Origin of the sequence: Burkholderia sp. DN3021, from assembly GCF_049805555.1 — a bacterium.
GTDB lineage: Bacteria > Pseudomonadota > Gammaproteobacteria > Burkholderiales > Burkholderiaceae > Burkholderia > Burkholderia pyrrocinia_C.
The window spans coordinates 1-16015 of sequence record NZ_JBNCAB010000120.1; the positions used below are offsets into that span (position 1 = coordinate 1).

At 69.4% G+C, this 16015-nt stretch carries 17 protein-coding genes and 3 pseudogenes; 4 read left to right on the forward strand and 16 right to left on the reverse strand.

Features of this window, described 5'->3' with window-relative positions:
- Positions 1–425 (reverse strand): annotated as a pseudogene (locus ACPUER_RS33575) (PilN family type IVB pilus formation outer membrane protein); the annotation flags it as partial.
- Positions 425–928: a toxin co-regulated pilus biosynthesis Q family protein gene (locus ACPUER_RS33580; RefSeq protein ID WP_175959150.1), complete on the reverse strand. Its 504-nt coding sequence runs from the start codon at positions 926–928 to the stop codon at positions 425–427. The pseudogene ACPUER_RS33575 and the gene ACPUER_RS33580, both read right to left, overlap by 1 nt.
- A gap of 312 nt (positions 929–1240) precedes the next feature.
- On the opposite strand from ACPUER_RS33580, the gene ACPUER_RS33585 reads away from it, so the two are divergent.
- Positions 1241–2344 (forward strand): type IV pilus twitching motility protein PilT, encoded by a 1104-nt coding sequence (locus ACPUER_RS33585; protein WP_006762531.1) that lies wholly within the window; start codon positions 1241–1243, stop codon positions 2342–2344.
- Between the two features lie 166 nt (positions 2345–2510).
- Here the strand turns inward: ACPUER_RS33585 and ACPUER_RS33590 are convergent, their stop codons facing one another.
- The 4 genes from ACPUER_RS33590 to ACPUER_RS33605 form a co-directional block, all read right to left on the reverse strand.
- On the reverse strand, positions 2511–4073 hold the full coding sequence (locus ACPUER_RS33590) for a secretion protein (RefSeq protein ID WP_425133192.1): 1563 nt from the start codon (positions 4071–4073) through the stop codon (positions 2511–2513).
- The gene (locus ACPUER_RS33595; RefSeq protein WP_072436848.1) at positions 4070–4819 is read right to left on the reverse strand and encodes a response regulator transcription factor; all 750 of its coding nucleotides are present in this window, start codon (positions 4817–4819) and stop codon (positions 4070–4072) included. The genes ACPUER_RS33590 and ACPUER_RS33595 overlap by 4 nt, the downstream gene beginning before the upstream one ends.
- 55 nt (positions 4820–4874) lie before the next feature.
- Positions 4875–5951, reverse strand: a complete 1077-nt coding sequence (locus ACPUER_RS33600) for a sensor histidine kinase (protein WP_175959217.1) — start codon at positions 5949–5951, stop codon at positions 4875–4877.
- Between the two features lie 133 nt (positions 5952–6084).
- Entirely contained in the window at positions 6085–6690 is a 606-nt protein-coding gene (locus ACPUER_RS33605) for a hypothetical protein (protein ID WP_425133193.1), read from the reverse strand.
- Between the two features lie 227 nt (positions 6691–6917).
- On the opposite strand from ACPUER_RS33605, the gene ACPUER_RS33610 reads away from it, so the two are divergent.
- Entirely contained in the window at positions 6918–7403 is a 486-nt protein-coding gene (locus ACPUER_RS33610) for an HrpB1 family type III secretion system apparatus protein (RefSeq protein ID WP_175959153.1), read from the forward strand.
- Positions 7404–7706: 303 nt separating this feature from the next.
- On the opposite strand, the gene ACPUER_RS33615 is transcribed toward ACPUER_RS33610, so the two are convergent.
- Positions 7707–8318: a GNAT family N-acetyltransferase gene (locus ACPUER_RS33615; RefSeq protein WP_425133194.1), complete on the reverse strand. Its 612-nt coding sequence runs from the start codon at positions 8316–8318 to the stop codon at positions 7707–7709.
- 263 nt (positions 8319–8581) lie between these two features.
- Between ACPUER_RS33615 and ACPUER_RS33620 the strand changes: the two genes are divergently transcribed.
- Positions 8582–9409 (forward strand): hypothetical protein, encoded by an 828-nt coding sequence (locus tag ACPUER_RS33620; protein WP_425133195.1) that lies wholly within the window; start codon positions 8582–8584, stop codon positions 9407–9409.
- Between the two features lie 137 nt (positions 9410–9546).
- On the opposite strand, the gene ACPUER_RS33625 is transcribed toward ACPUER_RS33620, so the two are convergent.
- The 9 genes and pseudogenes from ACPUER_RS33625 to sctQ form a co-directional block, all read right to left on the reverse strand.
- Positions 9547–10983, reverse strand: a complete 1437-nt coding sequence (locus tag ACPUER_RS33625) for a helix-turn-helix transcriptional regulator (protein ID WP_175959155.1) — start codon at positions 10981–10983, stop codon at positions 9547–9549.
- Between the two features lie 191 nt (positions 10984–11174).
- Positions 11175–11630 carry a CesT family type III secretion system chaperone gene (locus tag ACPUER_RS33630; protein ID WP_175959156.1) on the reverse strand — a complete coding sequence of 152 codons (456 nt, stop codon included), beginning with the start codon at positions 11628–11630 and terminating at the stop codon, positions 11175–11177.
- Between the two features lie 91 nt (positions 11631–11721).
- On the reverse strand, positions 11722–11898 hold the full coding sequence (locus tag ACPUER_RS33635) for a hypothetical protein (protein WP_006762820.1): 177 nt from the start codon (positions 11896–11898) through the stop codon (positions 11722–11724).
- Between the two features lie 167 nt (positions 11899–12065).
- A complete protein-coding gene (locus ACPUER_RS33640; protein ID WP_072436854.1) occupies positions 12066–12317 on the reverse strand; it encodes a type III secretion protein in 252 nt (83 codons plus the stop codon).
- Positions 12318–12330: 13 nt separating this feature from the next.
- A complete protein-coding gene (gene hrpD5 / locus ACPUER_RS33645; RefSeq protein WP_425133196.1) occupies positions 12331–13329 on the reverse strand; it encodes an HrpD5 family protein in 999 nt (332 codons plus the stop codon).
- Between the two features lie 186 nt (positions 13330–13515).
- Positions 13516–14388 carry a type III secretion system protein gene (locus ACPUER_RS33650; protein WP_425133197.1) on the reverse strand — a complete coding sequence of 291 codons (873 nt, stop codon included), beginning with the start codon at positions 14386–14388 and terminating at the stop codon, positions 13516–13518.
- Complete coding sequence (gene sctS / locus ACPUER_RS33655; protein WP_174416992.1) at positions 14385–14648, reverse strand: type III secretion system export apparatus subunit SctS; 264 nt, start codon at positions 14646–14648, stop codon at positions 14385–14387. Before sctS ends, ACPUER_RS33650 begins: the two co-directional genes overlap by 4 nt.
- Before the next feature lie 39 nt (positions 14649–14687).
- Positions 14688–15338 carry a type III secretion system export apparatus subunit SctR gene (gene sctR / locus ACPUER_RS33660; protein ID WP_010109702.1) on the reverse strand — a complete coding sequence of 217 codons (651 nt, stop codon included), beginning with the start codon at positions 15336–15338 and terminating at the stop codon, positions 14688–14690.
- Positions 15325–15945, reverse strand: a pseudogene (gene sctQ, locus ACPUER_RS33665) (type III secretion system cytoplasmic ring protein SctQ); the annotation flags it as partial. The gene sctR and the pseudogene sctQ, both read right to left, overlap by 14 nt.
- Here sctQ and ACPUER_RS33670 point away from each other — a divergent pair.
- A pseudogene (locus ACPUER_RS33670) lies at positions 15904–16015 on the forward strand (chorismate-binding protein); the annotation flags it as partial. The pseudogenes sctQ and ACPUER_RS33670 sit on opposite strands and share 42 nt — an antisense overlap.

Consider the following 16015-nt stretch of genomic DNA (forward strand, 5'->3'; position numbering starts at 1 on the left):
GCCGCGTCGAGGAACGCGGGTGCGCCGCGCGCGACGCCCTCCGCGCCGCCGCCTTGCTGCGAACGCGCGGCCGCCTGCTGCGCGCTCGCGGCGACCTGCGTCGGCACCTGCGTGAGCCGCGTGATCTGCTCGGCGAATTCGGCTAACGAAGAGACCGCGCGGTCGAATGACGCCGGCTCGTCGAATAGCGCGGGGAGCTGTTCGCGGCTCTGCAGCTTCACGGCGCCCGCCGACACCCACAGCCCGTTGTCGACGACGACGGGCGACAGCGCGTGCACGCTGTTGTCGCCGTCGGCGGTGCGCTTGAGGAGCGCGCCGGATTCGTCCGAATCGCGTCGCACGTCTCGCTCGATGCCGCTGCGCAGCCCGGTGCAGCCGCTCAGCAGCGCGGCGGCCAGTAACGAAATGACGAAAAAGACGCGCATCAGCCCGCTCCCTGCGCGACGACGCGCAACACGTGATTGCCTTGATAGAGAATCGCCTGGATCGGCGTCGCCGTGCGGCCGAGACTCGCGACGAGCACTTGCAGCGCATCCTCGAACGAACCGCGCAGCGTCGCCTGCGCGTCGATGCTGAAATCGACCGGCGCATCCCAGACGAGCTGCCAGCCCGCCGTGCGCGCCCATCGCAACAAGACGCCGCGGATCGTGCCGTCGGACGCGCGCACGTCCCAGACGGGTGCGTCCGCAACGGGCAGCGACGCGGGCCGCGCGGCCGCGGCCGGCGCGGCCCCGGCTGACGCCGATGGCGATATCGCGCGCAAGACGTCGACGCGCGTTGCCGTCAGCGGTGCGTGATCGAAGCGCTCGACAAATGGGCCGCCGATCGCCGGATCGGTGCCGGCGGGCGGGCCGCTCGCCGCGCAATCGGTTGCAAAAAGCGCGGTCGCGATGAACGCGGCCGCGGCGACCGTAGCGCCGTGCATCATGATTGTCCTCGTTACTCGACTGCTGCCGTGCGCCGCTGGCCCCCGCGCTTTGCTGCTCGATGATCCCGGATGCCGCGTCCGACGCCTCGGACCGCCTGCGCGGCCGGAAATGGCTTTCCGAACATGGGATTACCGCAGCGTTACATAATAGGTCTACGCACGCAGTCGCATTATTGAAGTGATTATTGCGCGGCAAATATACCCCGAACAGTTTGACAAAAGCTAGTTTGCATGCAAAATTAAATAGACCATTCAATTTCCTCTTTCACCGCGCGAAATGCGCCGCCCAATCCATTCATTCGAACTGCCAAGATGAACCAGCATGCCGCCGCCCCGCTGCGCGATCTCGCGGGCGAAGTGCTCGGCCTGATCGACCTGAAGCAGATGTTCACCGACATCCACATCGAGCAGGACCGCCCCGTCACGATCAAGACCCCGCGCGGCTGGGTCGAGACGAGCGACGAACCGGTGCTCCTCGACGACATGCGGCCGCTGCTCGACGCGATCGACGAGCATTGGGAAGCCGCGCTGCGTCAAGGCACGCTCGATCGCCCGTTCGTCCTCACGCGCTGCCGGCTGCGCTGCCACGTGTACCGCGCGGGCGGCGGCCGCAAGATCGTGATCTCGATGCGCCGGCTGCCGCTCAAGCCGCTGCCGCTCGAGGAACTCGGCCTGCCCGTCTACGTGCGCTCGATGCTCGACAACACGAAGGGCATCATCCTCGTCACGGGCCCGACGGGCTCGGGCAAGACGACGACGATCGCGTCGCTGCTCGAGCACATCAACACGACGCGCAACACGCATATCGTCACGATCGAGGAGCCGATCGAATACTATCTGGAGCGCCGCCAGTCAATCATCTCGCAGCGCGAAGTGCCGACCGACACGCCGAATTTCCCGCACGGGCTGCGCGAGGCGCTGCGGCAAAAGCCAGACGTCGTGATGGTCGGCGAGGTGCGCGACGCGCAGACGGCCGACACGCTGCTGCAAGCGGGCGAATCGGGGCACCTCGTGCTCGCGACGATGCACACGGGCAGCGCGGTCAGCGCGCTCAACAAGCTGCTGTCGTTCTTTCCGGTCGAGCAGCGCGACCGGCACGCGGTCGCGCTCGCCGAATCGCTGATCGGCATCGTCTGCCAGAGCCTCGTGCCGAGCGCGGACGGCGAAAGCCTCGTGCTCGCGAGCGAACTGCTGTTCAACAACAACAACCAGGTCGCGAAGCTGATCGCGGATCCGACGAAGCTGCACCTCGTCAACGAGTTCCTGCGGCGCCGCGAGGACAACATGTCGCGCTCCCTGAACGACGACCTCGCCGCGCTCGCGGCCCGCAACCGGATCTCGACGAAGGACGCGTTACGGGCGACTTACAATCGGATCGAGCTGAATGAAATGATGCAGTCGATTGTTAATCGTTAGGCACGCCTCCGATCCGGTATTTTCCATGCCGATCTAAAATCGGAAAAAATCGTATAAACATGCCGAATCCCGTGTTAATCGGCTGGTGGAATTAATTTCAAAAGCCGATTGTCGTCGCGCGTCTAAATCATGCCAGACCGTCGTTTAATAATGCGTGGAGTTTGCATCAATTGCCGAGCAGGCGCGTCTGCGTGCTGAGGCCGAGGCCGTCCGGCGGCGTCGCCGACGAATGCGCGTGTAACGTCGCGCGCGTTTGCGTCGCGGGATTCGCGGTTTCGGGGAAGCTGGCGATTGCGCTTGCCGCGGCCGGCGCGCGTCGCGCCTGCGCGGTCGGCGATGCCGGCGGCGGCCGGCGCACGGGATCGGCGGACGTCATGCGCGGCGTCACCAGCACGAGCCGCTGCGCCTCATGTCCGGCGGCAAGCGGCAGCGCGAGCGCCACGCATTCCCCTGCCGAGAGCGTCGCGCCGGATACGGTTTCGCGCGACGACGATGCGCCGGACGAGCGGCTGTCGCGGTCCGCCCAGCGCTCGACGATCCGCATGTCGAGCGCATAACGGCCCGCCTGCACGGTCTCGCGCGGCGTAACCCGCATCGCGAATCCGTTCCGCTGCGCGTCGAGCGATCGCGCATCGCCGTCGCCCGACGTGACGAACACCTGCCGCAGACGGCCGAAATCCGCGCTGTCGTCGGGGAGCGTCAGCGTCGAGCCGTCGGCGTCGATCGATGCGTCGCCGTGCGCGGCAAGCTCGGCGATGCGCGCGCGCATCGGCGCGCAGCCGTCCGGCGCGGGCGCGATCGCCACGCGCGGGGCGGATGCGCCGGAGGATACGGACGCCTGCGTGTCGTCGCGCCACCGCAACCCGAGCGCGTCGATCTGCGCGCGCGCGAGCGTCGCGCCGAACGCATCGATCCGAATCGACGCGGGCAGCGTATCGAGCTGCGCGACGAGCCGTGCATCGCGCGCCAGCCGCGTGGGCACGTCGCGGATCAGCACGGTGTTCGAGCGTGCATCCGCGTCGACGATCGGCAGCGACGCCGTGAATTCGCGCACGCCGGGCACCGCGCGCGGCGCGACGCCGTCCTGCTCGAGCCGGCGGCGCAGCCGCGTCGCGAGCCCCGGCAGCGACGCATCGCCCGCGTCGCCGCGCACGGCGCGGTCAGCCGCCGCGCGCGCATGCAGCCTGAACGCGCGCGTCTCGGTCCGCACGCGCGCCTGCGCGGCTTCGTCGAGCGCGCGCGCGGCGGCGAGCACGAGCGCGACATAGCGCGGCGGGCCGGCGACCCGCACGATCCGCGCCGCGTCGTCGTAGCCGGGCCGCCAGCGCTCGTCGACGATCCGCTGCCGTGCGAGCGTCGCGCGCAGCTCGGCCGGCGTCGCGTAATTGAGCCGCACCGCCGCACGCTCGAACGCATCGGGCGCGACGAGCTGCAGCACCGCGCCGTCGTAGTACGCCGCAAGTCCGCATGTGCGCGCAACCCAGTCGACAAAACGCCGCGGCGGCAGCGCCTCGCGCACGTCGAGCCGGCACGACGCGCCTGCGTCCACGTCGATCGCGACGCCCGAGCGGCGGCTCAGTTCGCTCAGCGCGGCGGCGACGCTCACCGGCCCGACGCGATAGTCGAAGCGCGCGAGCGGCCACACGAGCGGCACCGCATGGAGCGCCGGCGCATGGCTCGCGAGCGCGAGCGCGATGGCGGCAGCCGACGCGGCCGCGCGCCGCGTCACGATGCGCGATCCGCCGGCTCGGCGTCCGCGCCCAGGTTCAGGCGGTAGCCTGTCGCGTACGCCGCATGCACGGTCCAGCCGAGGCCCGCCGCTTTCAGCCGGCTGCGCAGCCGGCTCACGTACATGTCGACCGTGCGGGTTTGCGCGGACGCTTCCGCGCCCCACACGAGCCGCAACAGATCCTGCCGCTGCACGACGGTGCCGGGATGCTCGGCCAGATGCCAGAGAATGTCGAACTCCTTCGCGCTGAATGCATGCGACGCGCTGCCGTCGGACACGGTCAGCGTCGCGCGCGACAACACGCAGCCGCCGAGCTGCATGCGCCCGCTGTCGACCGACAGCGCCGCGAAGCGCCGCAACAACGCGCGCACGCGTGCGAGCAGCGTCTGCTTCTCGAGCGGCTTGATCAGGAAATCGTCCGCGCCGGCGTCGAGAATCTTCACGATGTCTTCTTCGTCCGAATGCACGGTCTGGAAGATCACCGGGACGATCGAGCGCGCGCGGCCACGCACCCACCCGAGCAGCCGCTCGCCCGTCATCCCGGGCAGGTCCCAGTCGAGCACCAGCAGATCGGCCCAGCTGTCGCCGAGGAAGCGGCGCGCGTCGAGCCCGTCGTCGAACGCCTCGACGCGGTAGCCCTCGGCCTTGAGCCAGGTGACGAGCAGCGTGCGCTGCACCGGATCGTCCTCGACGACGACGATCTGCTTGGGCTGCTGCACGGTGCGCTGCATGTTCGGTTCGGACATCGCGGAAATAGGGTTCGTCAAGCGAAAAGAAGCGAAAAGGAAAGGATGCCGGCGCTCAGCCGTCGGGCGTGACGCTCGCGCGCCAGCGCGCGATGCCGTCCGGCGCGGCCGAAGCTGCCGCGCCTGCCGGCGCGGGCATCGGCAGACGCATCACGAACGCCGTGCCGACGCCGCGATTCGATTCGGCGTACAGCGTGCCCGCATGCGCGGCGGCGACCTGCGCGGCGAGCTGCAGCCCGAGGCCGAAGCCCATCGAGCCACGCTTCGCGAGCGGCGCGAAATCGGTCATGCGCCCGTCCGTGGCGAGGCCCGGCAGGCCGCCGGCCCAATCGCGGATCGTCACTTCCGCGTGCGCGTCACGTACGTGCAGCCGGATCTCGACGCGCGCGCCCTGCCGCGACGCCTGCACCGCATTGTCGATCAGGTTCTGCAGCGCGCGGGCGACGAATACGCGCGCGCCGTGCAACCACAGCGGTACGGCGTCGTCGAGCCAGAGCTGCAACGCGACGCCGCGATAGACGGCGCCCACTTCGAGCTTCGGCACGAGCTCGCGCAGCATCGTGCGCAGGTCGAAGCGCATGAAATGGCGCTGCCGGAGATCGTCCGCCGCCGACGCGACGAGGTAGTCCTGGCCGAGCAGCAACGCGTGCCGCGCGAGCTGCGCGATCCGTTCGAGGCCGCCGCACGCGGCGAACGCGTCGGGATCGGCGTCGTGCAACTGGGTCAGCGCGAGTATCGAATTCTGCGGCGAACGCAGGTCGTGCGCCAGAAAGCGCAGCGACGCAACACGCTCGTCGAGCGCGCGGCGCAGCGGCGTGACGTCGGCGACCGTGACCGTCGCCGCGATCGCCGGATCGTGCTCAACCGGCTGCAGCGTCAGCCACAGGATCGCGTCGTCGGTTTCGAATTCGAATCCTTGTTCGAGCGTGTCGAACAGCGCGGCGGGATCCGCGCCCGCCGCGTCGCCGAGCAGCGCGTGCAGCGGCAACCCGGCGGCGAGCGTGCGGCCTAACAGCGCGTGCGCGCGCTCGGTGGCCGCGACGATCGCGCCGTCGCGGTCGAGCGCGAGCGTGCCCCACGCCTGCCGGGCCTGCATCACCTCGAGGATTCGGGCGTCGGCCCGTTGCGACACGATCAAGTTCGACTCCGGCGGACGTCGCGGTCCGCGAATGATTGGACGGGCCGCGACGCGGCGGCGCGAGCGCGCAGTGTGCACCGATTCGAAAGCGCGTGTCCAGTGCCGCCGCGCCGCGCCGCCCGCGCGGTCAGAAGTCGTTCTTCTGGTCGACGTCGCCCGCGCTCACCGTCACTTCGTCCGGCGTGAACTCCATGTTGCCGCCGGCGCCGCGCTTGCCGACGTTCGCGTTCATGAGCGGATTGCCGCCCGTCTCGAGGCGCTCCAGCTCCTTCGTCGCACCGGAGTTCAGCTTCACGTTGCCGTCCTTGTCGACGACGCCGACCGAATTGCCGCTGCCGTTGTACAGGTTGCCCTGCGAGTCCATCTTCAGGTGCAGCGCCTCGCCGCCCGCCTTCGTGTTCAGCTTGACGTCGCGCATGTCTTCGCCGGGCTTGTCGCCCGTCGACGGCGTCACGTGGTTCGTCGGGGGGTTGTTGCCGGTCGGCGTGTTGCCGTTCGAATCGCCACCGATGTCCGTGTCGTCGCCGCCTCCCGAATCGTCCTGCATCAGCAGCGCTTCGATTTCGTGGAGCAGCTTGTCGATCTTCTGATCGCGGCTGCTCGACGACGTCGACGAGGAGTTGAACTGCGACGGGTGGATAGTCGTCGATGTAATGCCGTTAACGCTCATGATCGTCTCGCTATGAATGTGAATCGACTGAAGGAAAGGGAACAGAACGCGCACGGCGCTCATGCGCCCGCGGTTCGACGACAAGCTTAGGCAGCGCGTACGCGCGCGCCGCGAACCGCGCGAAGCGACGTCGCGGCGACCGAAACGATCGGTCGCGCATCGTGCGCCGCCGCCGCAACGCGAGCATCGCTTCGCCGCGCACGATGTCGCTTCGCACGCGCCGGCCGCTCGCGCGCGTACGACGGCGATCATCGCCGACGGATCATCTCTTCTCGACGCATCGCACCGACATGGCGATCAAATCGTGCAACAAAGCCGCATTGCGCGCGCTGCTCTCGGCCTTTTCGGTCGGGCTGCGCGCGAGCGCACACGCGGACCTCGATGAACTGCTGATCGCGCTGCGCGTCCTGCAGCCGCGCAACGCCGCGGTCGACCTGTGCGACGTGCGGCTGCGGATCAGCCGGCGCGACTGGATCGGCGCGCTGCACATTCTGCGCACGCTCGAAGACCAGGAGCGCGGCACGCCGCTGTGCACGGCGCTGCAGAGCTGGTGCCTGTACGCGCTGCAAGACGACGATTGGCGGCGCTATGCGCAGACCGTGGTGCTGTCGGGGGATCGGGCGTCGACGGTGCTCGTCGGCCGGTTCCTCAAAGTGGATGAGCTCGCGGAGGGCGCCGGCTCGCACGACGGCGACGTCGCCGCACGCATCTCGCAACTGCTGCGGCTCGACCGGTATCAATGGGCGCGGCATGTGCATGCGAGCGGGATGGGGTGAAGATCGGGCGGGCTTGTGGTTTGCGGCGATCGTGGCGAGCCGCACATCGGTCGTCACCGTGTCACGCGAACCCGAATGCCGAGAGCCCGGATACGCGCGACGTTCGACCCAGCGAACCCGCATCTCCGCCGCGACTTCCGTCATGGGTCGGACGCGCCGGCGAAAGTCAGCGAGACCGCACGAAATCCGCGATGCGCGTCGCGACGAATCGGACGCAGGCAATCGATGCCCGGCGCGAGCGTGGGCGCGGATCGTCGCGGCCACCCCGCCGCCCTGGCGCTCCCGTGCAAGCTCCTCGCCGGTTCACGCCGCCTGCCGCGCCGACGCCTGCGCGTCGCGGGTCGCGACGGCCTCGCCCAACGGCCCCGGCGCCCTGGTGATCGCGAACAGATAGCTGTCGCCCGCGCTCATCCCGCGATTCGGACGCGCCTCGTAGTTGCGCACGACGCCCTCGCTGACGAAACCCAGCTTCGGCATGAACGGCGCGGCGCGGCCCGTCACCGAGCAGAACGCCTCGATCCGGTATACGCCCGGCTGCGCGATCAGCCAGTCGAGAAACCTGCGCAGCATCTCCGACCACGCGCGGGTCCGCACGCGCCCCGGCGCGAAGCTCGTCACGAGCCCGATCTCGACGCGCGGCAGGCGACCGTGCATCTCGAGGGTGCCGATCAGACGGCCGTCGCGCTTCTCGAACAGTCCCCAGCTGAAAAACGCGCCGCTGCGCCAGCCCTCGGCGAGACGACCGATGCACGCGTGCGTTTCGTCGACGCTGCGATGCATCGGCCACGGCAGGTCGAGCGTCGTCGCCGGATCGCCGAACAGCGCGTCGAAGGCTTCACGTGCGTCGTCGGCGGTGAGCGGGCGCAGATGAAGGCGCTCGGTTTCGATCAGTTCGGGTGGGCGGATGGCGTTCATCGGCGGCTCCGGTTCAGGGAATGGACACGCCGATTGTCGGGCGCCGACGCGCGAGCGTGCCCCATGCGCGCGAAGCCGCGGCGGCGTAGGCGAATCGCGATCGCGCGAGCCGCGTCGCTTCGGCGACGTTCGCGCGCGGGTGTATCGCTTCGCACCGCGGTCGGCCGCGGCGAGCCTGTCGACGTACAGTGGCGCCACGTCGCCCGGTGCGCCCATTGCGCGGCAGTCGGGCGCCAAGGTCTACCTTCTTCAGGAGCCGGATTGTGCAGCCAGTATCGATCAAATCCCCCATTCAAACCGGGGGCTCGACTCCGCCTTCGCAGAACCCGCCGTCGATCGGCGCGCCCCTGTCCGGCGCCGCGGCTCCTCAACCGAAGCCGTCAGGCGTGCTGGGAGGCTTGCGACCGCAAGGCGAGTCGACGTCTCGACCCGAGGCCCGTCCGCTGAACGCGTCGGCACTGAAGCGCACCGCCGTCAAGCCGGAAGCTACTGGAAACAATGCGTCGCTACTCGAAGCCACGCCCGCCGAATTGCAGACGGTGGCACACCATCCGGTCCTGCAACCGGTCGTGCTTCATTCCGCACACCCGCACGAAGGCGACCTCATCGACCTGAGCGACCCGCCCTTCACGACGAAGCCCACCGGTACGCCATCGTCGCTGCTCGAGGCAACGCCCGACGAATTACAGACTGTCGCGCATCATGCGGTCCTGCAACCGGCCGTGCCTCATTCCGCACATGTGCCGGAAGGCAATCTCATCGATTTGAGCGATCCGCCACCGGCACCGCAAGCCGAGCACGGGCAACCGTCGCCGCTCGGGGCCGAGCACGCTCAATCGCAGGCTGCGGGCACCCCGCCTTCGAAACCCGCATCCGCCGCCGCGCATGAAGCGCACGGCGCCCACGATGCACAGACGCTTGCCGCGGCCGGGATGCCGAGCATCCACCAGATCCATCACGAGACCGAGCAGACGATCAGGATGCAGCGTGCAATCGGTTTCGCGAACCAGCTGCTCGCGGTGGCGGAGATGATCAACAGCTTCCAGATGAAACTGATCGACATGATCAAGAAGGCGGTGTCGCGATCGTAATGCGTCGACGCGACATCGAGGCAACGCGGTGAGGCATTGGTGCGGCGAGCCCGCGCGCCGGCTTCGCCCGGCCAGAACGATCGCCCGGTGTGCAACAGCCGACCGGTGAGGACGCGCTGTGCGTCGCCCCCGCGTCCTCACCGGTCGAAGGTCTGCGAAGGCGCCTCGTCGAACATCCGCCGATAGCCGTTGACCAGCGTCGACCGATGCTGGATCCCCCAGCGGTTCGCGATCTCGAGCACGCTCGCCGCGCGCGGCCCTTCCGACAGCAGCTCGCCGCGAATCCGCTCCATCCGCTGCCGTCGGATCAGCTGGCTCGGCGACAACCCGAGAAACGTCTTGAACGCCGCCTGCAATGCGCGCTCGGTCACGTCGATGTGCGCGGCGATCTCCCGCACCGACAGGTCGCGCTGGTCGAGCCGCTCCATCAAATAGCGATACGCGCGCCGGTACTTGCCGGGCAGCCGCGCGCTGACGTCGTCGCTCGGCGCCGCCGCGTGCGTGCCGCACCGCGCGATCGCGAGCGAGGGCGCGAGCGCCGCGCCGTCCGAGCGCACGTGCCGCACCGAGGCGAGCGCATAGCGCGCATACAGCGACGACGATTCGCGAATCCGCCCCTGCTGCTCGCACACCTTCGCCGCGCAGTAAAGATAGTCGAGGGTCCAGCGCACGTGCGAGCCGCAGCGCCCGACCGCGTCGCGATACGGCGCGATCATCGCGTTGGCGACATTCGGCGCGTGCCCCGCGAGCGCCGCGAGCGCGACTTCAAGGCACACGCTGCGCTGGTAGTCGACGAGGCCCGTCTTCGCGCACCAGCTCACATGCGCATCGATCCGCGCGAGCGCCGCGTGGTCGCCGGCGGCGAGCGCGCATGCCTGGCGCATGTAGTCGACGCGCATCCGCAGCAGCGGCAGCGCATCGGCGTCGGCCGCCGGCGCGCCCGTTTCCGCAAACGCCGACAACGGCAGATCGGCCAGCGCGGAGCGCCAGTAGACGTGATCGCCGAGCGCGTCGGCGCGACCGATCCGGTATTGCAGCAGCAAGTCCGCGCGCAGCGCGCCGGCGAGCTGCCGCCAGCGCGGATCGGCATCGCGAGCGGCTGCGTCGAGCCCGTCGAGCGCCACCATCGCGTCCTCGGCGCGGCCAAGATGATGCATGACGACGCACGCGCCGACGAGGCTCTCGAGCTTCTGCCCGACGCTCGCCGCGCGATCGTCGGCGATCCGTCGGAAGCCCGCCTGCGCGACGCCGAAACGGTTCTGGAAGAACGCCTGCCAGCTCGCGTTGCGGCAGGTCATCACGCGCGTCTGGTCGCGCGAATCGCGCAGCAGCTTCAGCGCGCGGCGGAACGTGTCCTCGGCCTCCTCGAAGCGGCCGAGCACGAGCTGGATGTCCGCGTACGCGCTGACGTCGCGCACGTCGTTGGTCGGGTCGCCCGGGTCGGCTTCGCAGCGCGCGGCGACGAGCGTGGCCGCTTCGGCGAAGCGGCCGTCGAACACGCGCGCTGCGTAGGCGTCGTTCGACGCCGGATTGGCAAGCGCGGCGGCGGCGGCGAAATAGAGTGTCGAAAACATGGTGGATCCTCTCGGCAAGCGGGTTCGAATACGAAGTTCGGGCTCGATCCGCGCGCCGCGCCGCCGCTCGTCGCGGGGCGTAGCGCATGGATGCGTGCCGCTATCGTCTCGTTCGCGCCGGATCCGCGCAGCAATTTGTGACGTTCCGTTACGATTGGCCCGCCGGTTGCGCGTGCCGCCGTCGGGCTCCGCTACACCCGCAGCCAGAAATATTCGCCGGACGCGATACCGCTGAACATCTCGTCGCCCGATTCGATGATGTTCTGCCGCCAGTAGCGGCCGTGCTCCGCATAGTGCGCGAACAGATCGGCGAGCGTCCCGCCCGTCACGTCCGGCGTGAGCGGCAATCGCATCAGCAGCACGATGCTGCCGGTGTCCGCGTCGATCCCGAGCTGCGCCTGGTCCTGCGCGTAGATCAGCAGGTTCGCCTCGAGCAGCAGCCGGTACACCGCGAGCGTGCGGCCCGCGCTGACGATGCCGTAATGGAAATTCACGTACATCGACTCCGGATCCTCGTCGAAGTACTCGATGCGCACGTCGAAGCCCTCGACGTCGATCATGCGCGTCTCGAGCACGTAATCGACGTCCGGCAAGCCGACGACCGCGCATACCTCCGCGACGACCTGTGCATAACGTTCCCAACTCATGACAGTTTCACCCCGGTATCCGGCGTCCCCAAAAAAATACAGCCGGCGCTCGCGCGCCGGCCGCCCAACACGATGCCGAATGGCAGCCGGCTTACTGCGCCGGCTTCGACGCGTCGCTGACCATCTTCGTGGCCTGCTTCTTCACGTCGTTTTCCGCCTTCGTCATCTCCTGCATCTGCTGCAGTTTCGTTGCCGCCTTCGAAAACGCGATGCCTGCCATCGTGTCCTTCGTCATTTCGCCCAGTGCACCACCTACCAATGCCGACATGATTACTCTCCAGAAAGTGCGTGATTCGATCACGCGTTGACAAAGTTCCGGCGCCGCCGCTTCATGTCGCGGCCCGCCGCTTTTTTGCCGCGCAGCGTGCGGCATCGTCGGGAACGGCTCGCGCCGCTCCGTCCGCCGCCGCACGCTGCGCGGCGAAACCATGGCCGCTATGCGGCCGTCGCGTTCGCCTCGTGCAACGTCGCGACAATCCGCTGCGCCGCCAGCAAGCCGCGATAGACCTTCTGCATCGCGTCGCGGTCGTAGTCGCTCGCCGCCTGCGCGGTGGCCGCGCTCACCCGCTCGGCCGTCTCGCCGAGCGCCTCGCGGAGCACGCCGATCCGTACCGCCGCGTCAGGCGCCCCGAGCGCCTGCTCGAGCGGTCCGCATTCATCCGCTGCCCGTTCCAATGCTTCGTACATGCCGTTTCTCCCGTCAGTTGAGGTCCGGCGCGCCGTCCGCCGACGCGCCCGCAAACACGTGCTTCACGCCGTCCGGCGTCTCGATGTAGCGCACGTCGCCGATCTCGAGCATCCCCGAGTACGCGACGGGCACCGGTGCGCCGCCGGACTGGCGTGCATCGACGTCGATCGCGCGCACGTTCGGCCCGACGTCGGCGCGCACGCGCTCGACCGCCGCGCGTAGCTGCGCGATGTCCTGCACGACGCCCGACACCCGAAAGCGCCCCTGCCCCGCATACGCGACCGTCGCCCCCGACACGCCGAGCGATTCGCCGATGCTCTGCGCATCGTCCTGCGCGACGTCGTACTGGCGCTCGACGCGGTGCGCGGCGAGCCGGTCCAGCAGCTTGCGCGCGGCGAGGTCGTCGGCCGGCGTCGCGACCATCCCGGTGACCGCGATCATCGCGCCGCGCGGCGCCGTGTGCAGCTCCGCATAGCCCGCGCGCCGCAGCTCCGCGCCGATGCGCGTCGCGAGCGCGTCGGTACGCTCGACCGGGGGCGGCACGCCCGGATTGGCGCTCGCCAGCATGGCCCCCATCGCAAGCAGGCCGGCGACCAGCGCGCCGCCTGCCGCCGCGCACGCGGCGAGCTTGCGTTGCGCGCCCCGCCGCGCCGCATCGGCGCCAGGCGGCGGCGCCCACAAGGTTGCGAGCAGCTCGAGATCGCTCGGCCACTCGCCGTTCGCGGGCCCGACGCACAGCGCGGTCTCGCCGAACGGCACCGGCACGAAGTCGAGCATCAGGAGCGGCGAACCATCCGCGTCGAACGCATCGGCGGCCGCCTCGGCCGGCACGGGCGCCGCACGTCGTACGCAGGTTGCGCCCTGCGCATCGATCGACAGCAGCAGATCGCCGTCGCGCCAGTCGGTGATGCGAATCTCCGCGTCGTCGCCCGCGCCGATCCGGTGCTCGCCGGCATCGAGCGCGATTTCCGCACCGGCATGCAGGCCGGTCAGGATTCGCAGCAGCTTCATCGGTTGCTCCTTATCCGTGCGTCGTGTGTTTCATTTGCGTCGATCGAATCGGTCGCGATCGGTGCATCCGTTCGATCGCGCCGCATCGTTCGTCCATGCAGCCAGAATAGTTCGACGCGGCATCGGTGTTCGTCCGTCGCGCGAATTCGCCGCCGCATTTGCGAAGCGTCGCGTGCGCCGCGACGTTCACGCTCGCTGAGCGGCCAACACGCCCTGGTGCAACGTCTCGACGCTTGCATACGCGCGTGCGAGCTGCGCGTTCGTCGACGGACGCTCCGCGTTGAACACGATGAGCGGCAGCAGAAAATAATGCGTGCTCGCACGCTCGCTACGCGCGGCCGACGCGTCGCGCGGCGCACCGCCCACGCTTCGCATCGCGTCGAGCAGCAACTGCTTCACGCCGCTCCAGCCGATCGGCGTCCACGGCCCGGTGCGCAAGCGGGCGGCGAGCAGGTCCGCGTTGTGATTCAGCAGCGCGGCCGTGATGCGCGCGCCGGGTTCGGTATCGACGCGCCGGCCGAGCTGGAGCAGTATGTCGGCCCACAGATGCCGCAACGCATGCTCGCGCTCCATCGGGTCCGCGAGCGTATGCGCGACGTCGCGCAGCGCGCGCTGAGCGGGCACGGGCGCCGGACGCGCTCGCGACGCGCGCACGCGCGGCAGCGCGGCGACGTTCGCCGAATCGCCGTCGCGTTCGTCCTGCTCGCGCTGCTCCCGGCCGCCGCCCTGCCCGCCCGAATGCCGGTCGTGCTCGTCGTGCGGCGCGACGTGCGCGTGCGGCACCGTCGATTCCTCTCCCGCATCGGACGCTTCGCCCTGGCTGTCGGCGCGCCGGCGCCGCCGCGATCCCGCGGCGCCCGCCTTCGGACGCGGCTTCAGCTTCGCGAGCATCTGGCTGCGCGCGGCGAGCGCGGCCGCCTGATAGCCGTTCGAATACGTGAAGCGCGTGCCGTATTTGCCGTAGGTCGTCGCGGGGCGCGCGCGCACCGGCCGGCGTCGTCGCGGATCGGGCTTCGCCGCGTGGATGGTCTGCGCGATTGCGCGCGTGATGCGGCTCATGACGGCACCGCCGCCGCCAGCAACTGCTGCGCGAAATGCAGGATCTCGGCGGCCGCCCACGGCCCGGCGATCGCGACGGTCACCGTCACCGCAACCAGTTTCACGCCGTACGAGATGCTCTGCTCCTGCAGCGACGTGATCGCCTGCAGGAACGAGATCGCGAGCCCGGATGCGGCCGCGACGAGCACGACGGGCAGCGAGATGTAAAGACACAGCATCATGCCTTGCGAGGTGAGCCGGATCAGGTCATCGATTTCCATCGGACAAGCCTCCTCGGAATCGGGATCGGGATCGGGACATCAGGAATAGGTCAGCACGAGGCCGTGCACGAGCGTCGACCAGCCGTCCATCACGACGAACAGCATCAGCTTGAACGGGATCGCGACGTTGGTCGGCTGCACCTGGTTCATCCCCATCGACATCAGCACGTTCGCGATCACGAGATCGACGATGATGAACGCGATATAGAGGATGAAGCCGATGCGGAACGCGTCGGTCATCTGCGCGAGCGTGAACGCGGGCGCGAGCACGATCAGGTCGTCCTCGCGCAGTTGCGCGGCCGCGGCCTTCGGCCAGATCACCGATGCGGAGCGCAGGAAGAAGCGCTTCTCGCGCTCGCGCGAGTGCGCGGCGAGGAACTGGCGGAACGGCTCCTTCGCCGCGCCGAACGCCTGCAGCATCGCCTGCGTCGGCTGCGGCGACAGCGCCTGCCCCTGTAGCTGCTGCTGCGCGGCGAAACCGATCGGCGCCATGATGTACAGCGACACGAGGATCGCGATGCCGTTCAGCACCATGTTCGGCGGCACCTGCTGCACGCCGAGCGCGTTGCGCAGCAGGCCGAGCACGACGACGATCTTCGCGTACGACGTGACGACCATCGCGATGAACGGCACCATGCTCATCACGAGCACGGCGATCAGCAGGCCGGTGATGTCGTTAAACTGAACCATCGTCGCCCGCCATCCGATCGATCCGCACGCCGAGATGCGCGCCCACCGCGACGAGCCTGCCGCCGCCGATCGCCTGGCCGTATGCGACGAGCCGCACCGGCACGTCGCGCGCGGCGAGCGGCAGCTCGAGCACGTAGCCCGGCCGCAGCGCGGCCAGCTCGGCGATCGACAGCGACAGCGTGTCGATCTCGACGTGCACGGGCAGGTCGACGTCGCCGAGCGCGGCCGGCTCGGGCGCCGCGAGCGGCGCGTCGTCGTCCGGCGCGGCGTCCGGCAGGTCGCCCGCGACGATCGGCTCGTCGAGATCGTCGGCGGTGTCTGGTATTTCGGTCATCGTCATCGTGGTTCCCTCGATCAGAACGGTTGCATGCCATTGCGTCGCGCGACGCGCGCCCCACCACGCGTGCAGCGGGCCCGCCCGCGCGGCGCCGAGCGCGGCCGGCGCCATGTCCAGCAGCACGTCGCCCGGCCGCAGGCTGCGCAGCACCGACAGCGGCAGCGCACGCGAGCCGAGCCGCACGCGGCCGGGCAGGCGAATGCATGCGAGCAGGCTCGCCGTATCGCCCGTCCGCTCGCCGGCACGCGGCCGCGCGGCAACACGCCCGAGCGCGACGCGGAACTCGCGACCGAGCTGCTCAACGATCCGAAGGAGATCGCCGAGCACGTGATGCTGATCG

What these genes read in the sequence shown, in the direction of transcription:
- ACPUER_RS33595 (WP_072436848.1), bottom strand. Translation starts at nt 4,819, where the DNA reads ATGTCCGAACCGAACATGCAGCGCACCGTGCAGCAGCCCAAGCAGATC.
- ACPUER_RS33615 (WP_425133194.1), bottom strand. Translation starts at nt 8,318, where the DNA reads ATGAACGCCATCCGCCCACCCGAACTGATCGAAACCGAGCGCCTTCAT.
- ACPUER_RS33605 (WP_425133193.1), bottom strand. Translation starts at nt 6,690, where the DNA reads ATGAGCGCCGTGCGCGTTCTGTTCCCTTTCCTTCAGTCGATTCACATT.
- sctR (WP_010109702.1), bottom strand. Translation starts at nt 15,338, where the DNA reads ATGGTTCAGTTTAACGACATCACCGGCCTGCTGATCGCCGTGCTCGTG.
- ACPUER_RS33580 (WP_175959150.1), bottom strand. Translation starts at nt 928, where the DNA reads ATGATGCACGGCGCTACGGTCGCCGCGGCCGCGTTCATCGCGACCGCG.
- ACPUER_RS33650 (WP_425133197.1), bottom strand. Translation starts at nt 14,388, where the DNA reads ATGAGCCGCATCACGCGCGCAATCGCGCAGACCATCCACGCGGCGAAG.
- ACPUER_RS33630 (WP_175959156.1), bottom strand. Translation starts at nt 11,630, where the DNA reads ATGAGTTGGGAACGTTATGCACAGGTCGTCGCGGAGGTATGCGCGGTC.
- ACPUER_RS33610 (WP_175959153.1), top strand. Translation starts at nt 6,918, where the DNA reads ATGGCGATCAAATCGTGCAACAAAGCCGCATTGCGCGCGCTGCTCTCG.
- ACPUER_RS33635 (WP_006762820.1), bottom strand. Translation starts at nt 11,898, where the DNA reads ATGTCGGCATTGGTAGGTGGTGCACTGGGCGAAATGACGAAGGACACG.
- ACPUER_RS33585 (WP_006762531.1), top strand. Translation starts at nt 1,241, where the DNA reads ATGAACCAGCATGCCGCCGCCCCGCTGCGCGATCTCGCGGGCGAAGTG.
- hrpD5 (WP_425133196.1), bottom strand. Translation starts at nt 13,329, where the DNA reads ATGAAGCTGCTGCGAATCCTGACCGGCCTGCATGCCGGTGCGGAAATC.
- ACPUER_RS33640 (WP_072436854.1), bottom strand. Translation starts at nt 12,317, where the DNA reads ATGTACGAAGCATTGGAACGGGCAGCGGATGAATGCGGACCGCTCGAG.
- sctS (WP_174416992.1), bottom strand. Translation starts at nt 14,648, where the DNA reads ATGGAAATCGATGACCTGATCCGGCTCACCTCGCAAGGCATGATGCTG.
- ACPUER_RS33625 (WP_175959155.1), bottom strand. Translation starts at nt 10,983, where the DNA reads ATGTTTTCGACACTCTATTTCGCCGCCGCCGCCGCGCTTGCCAATCCG.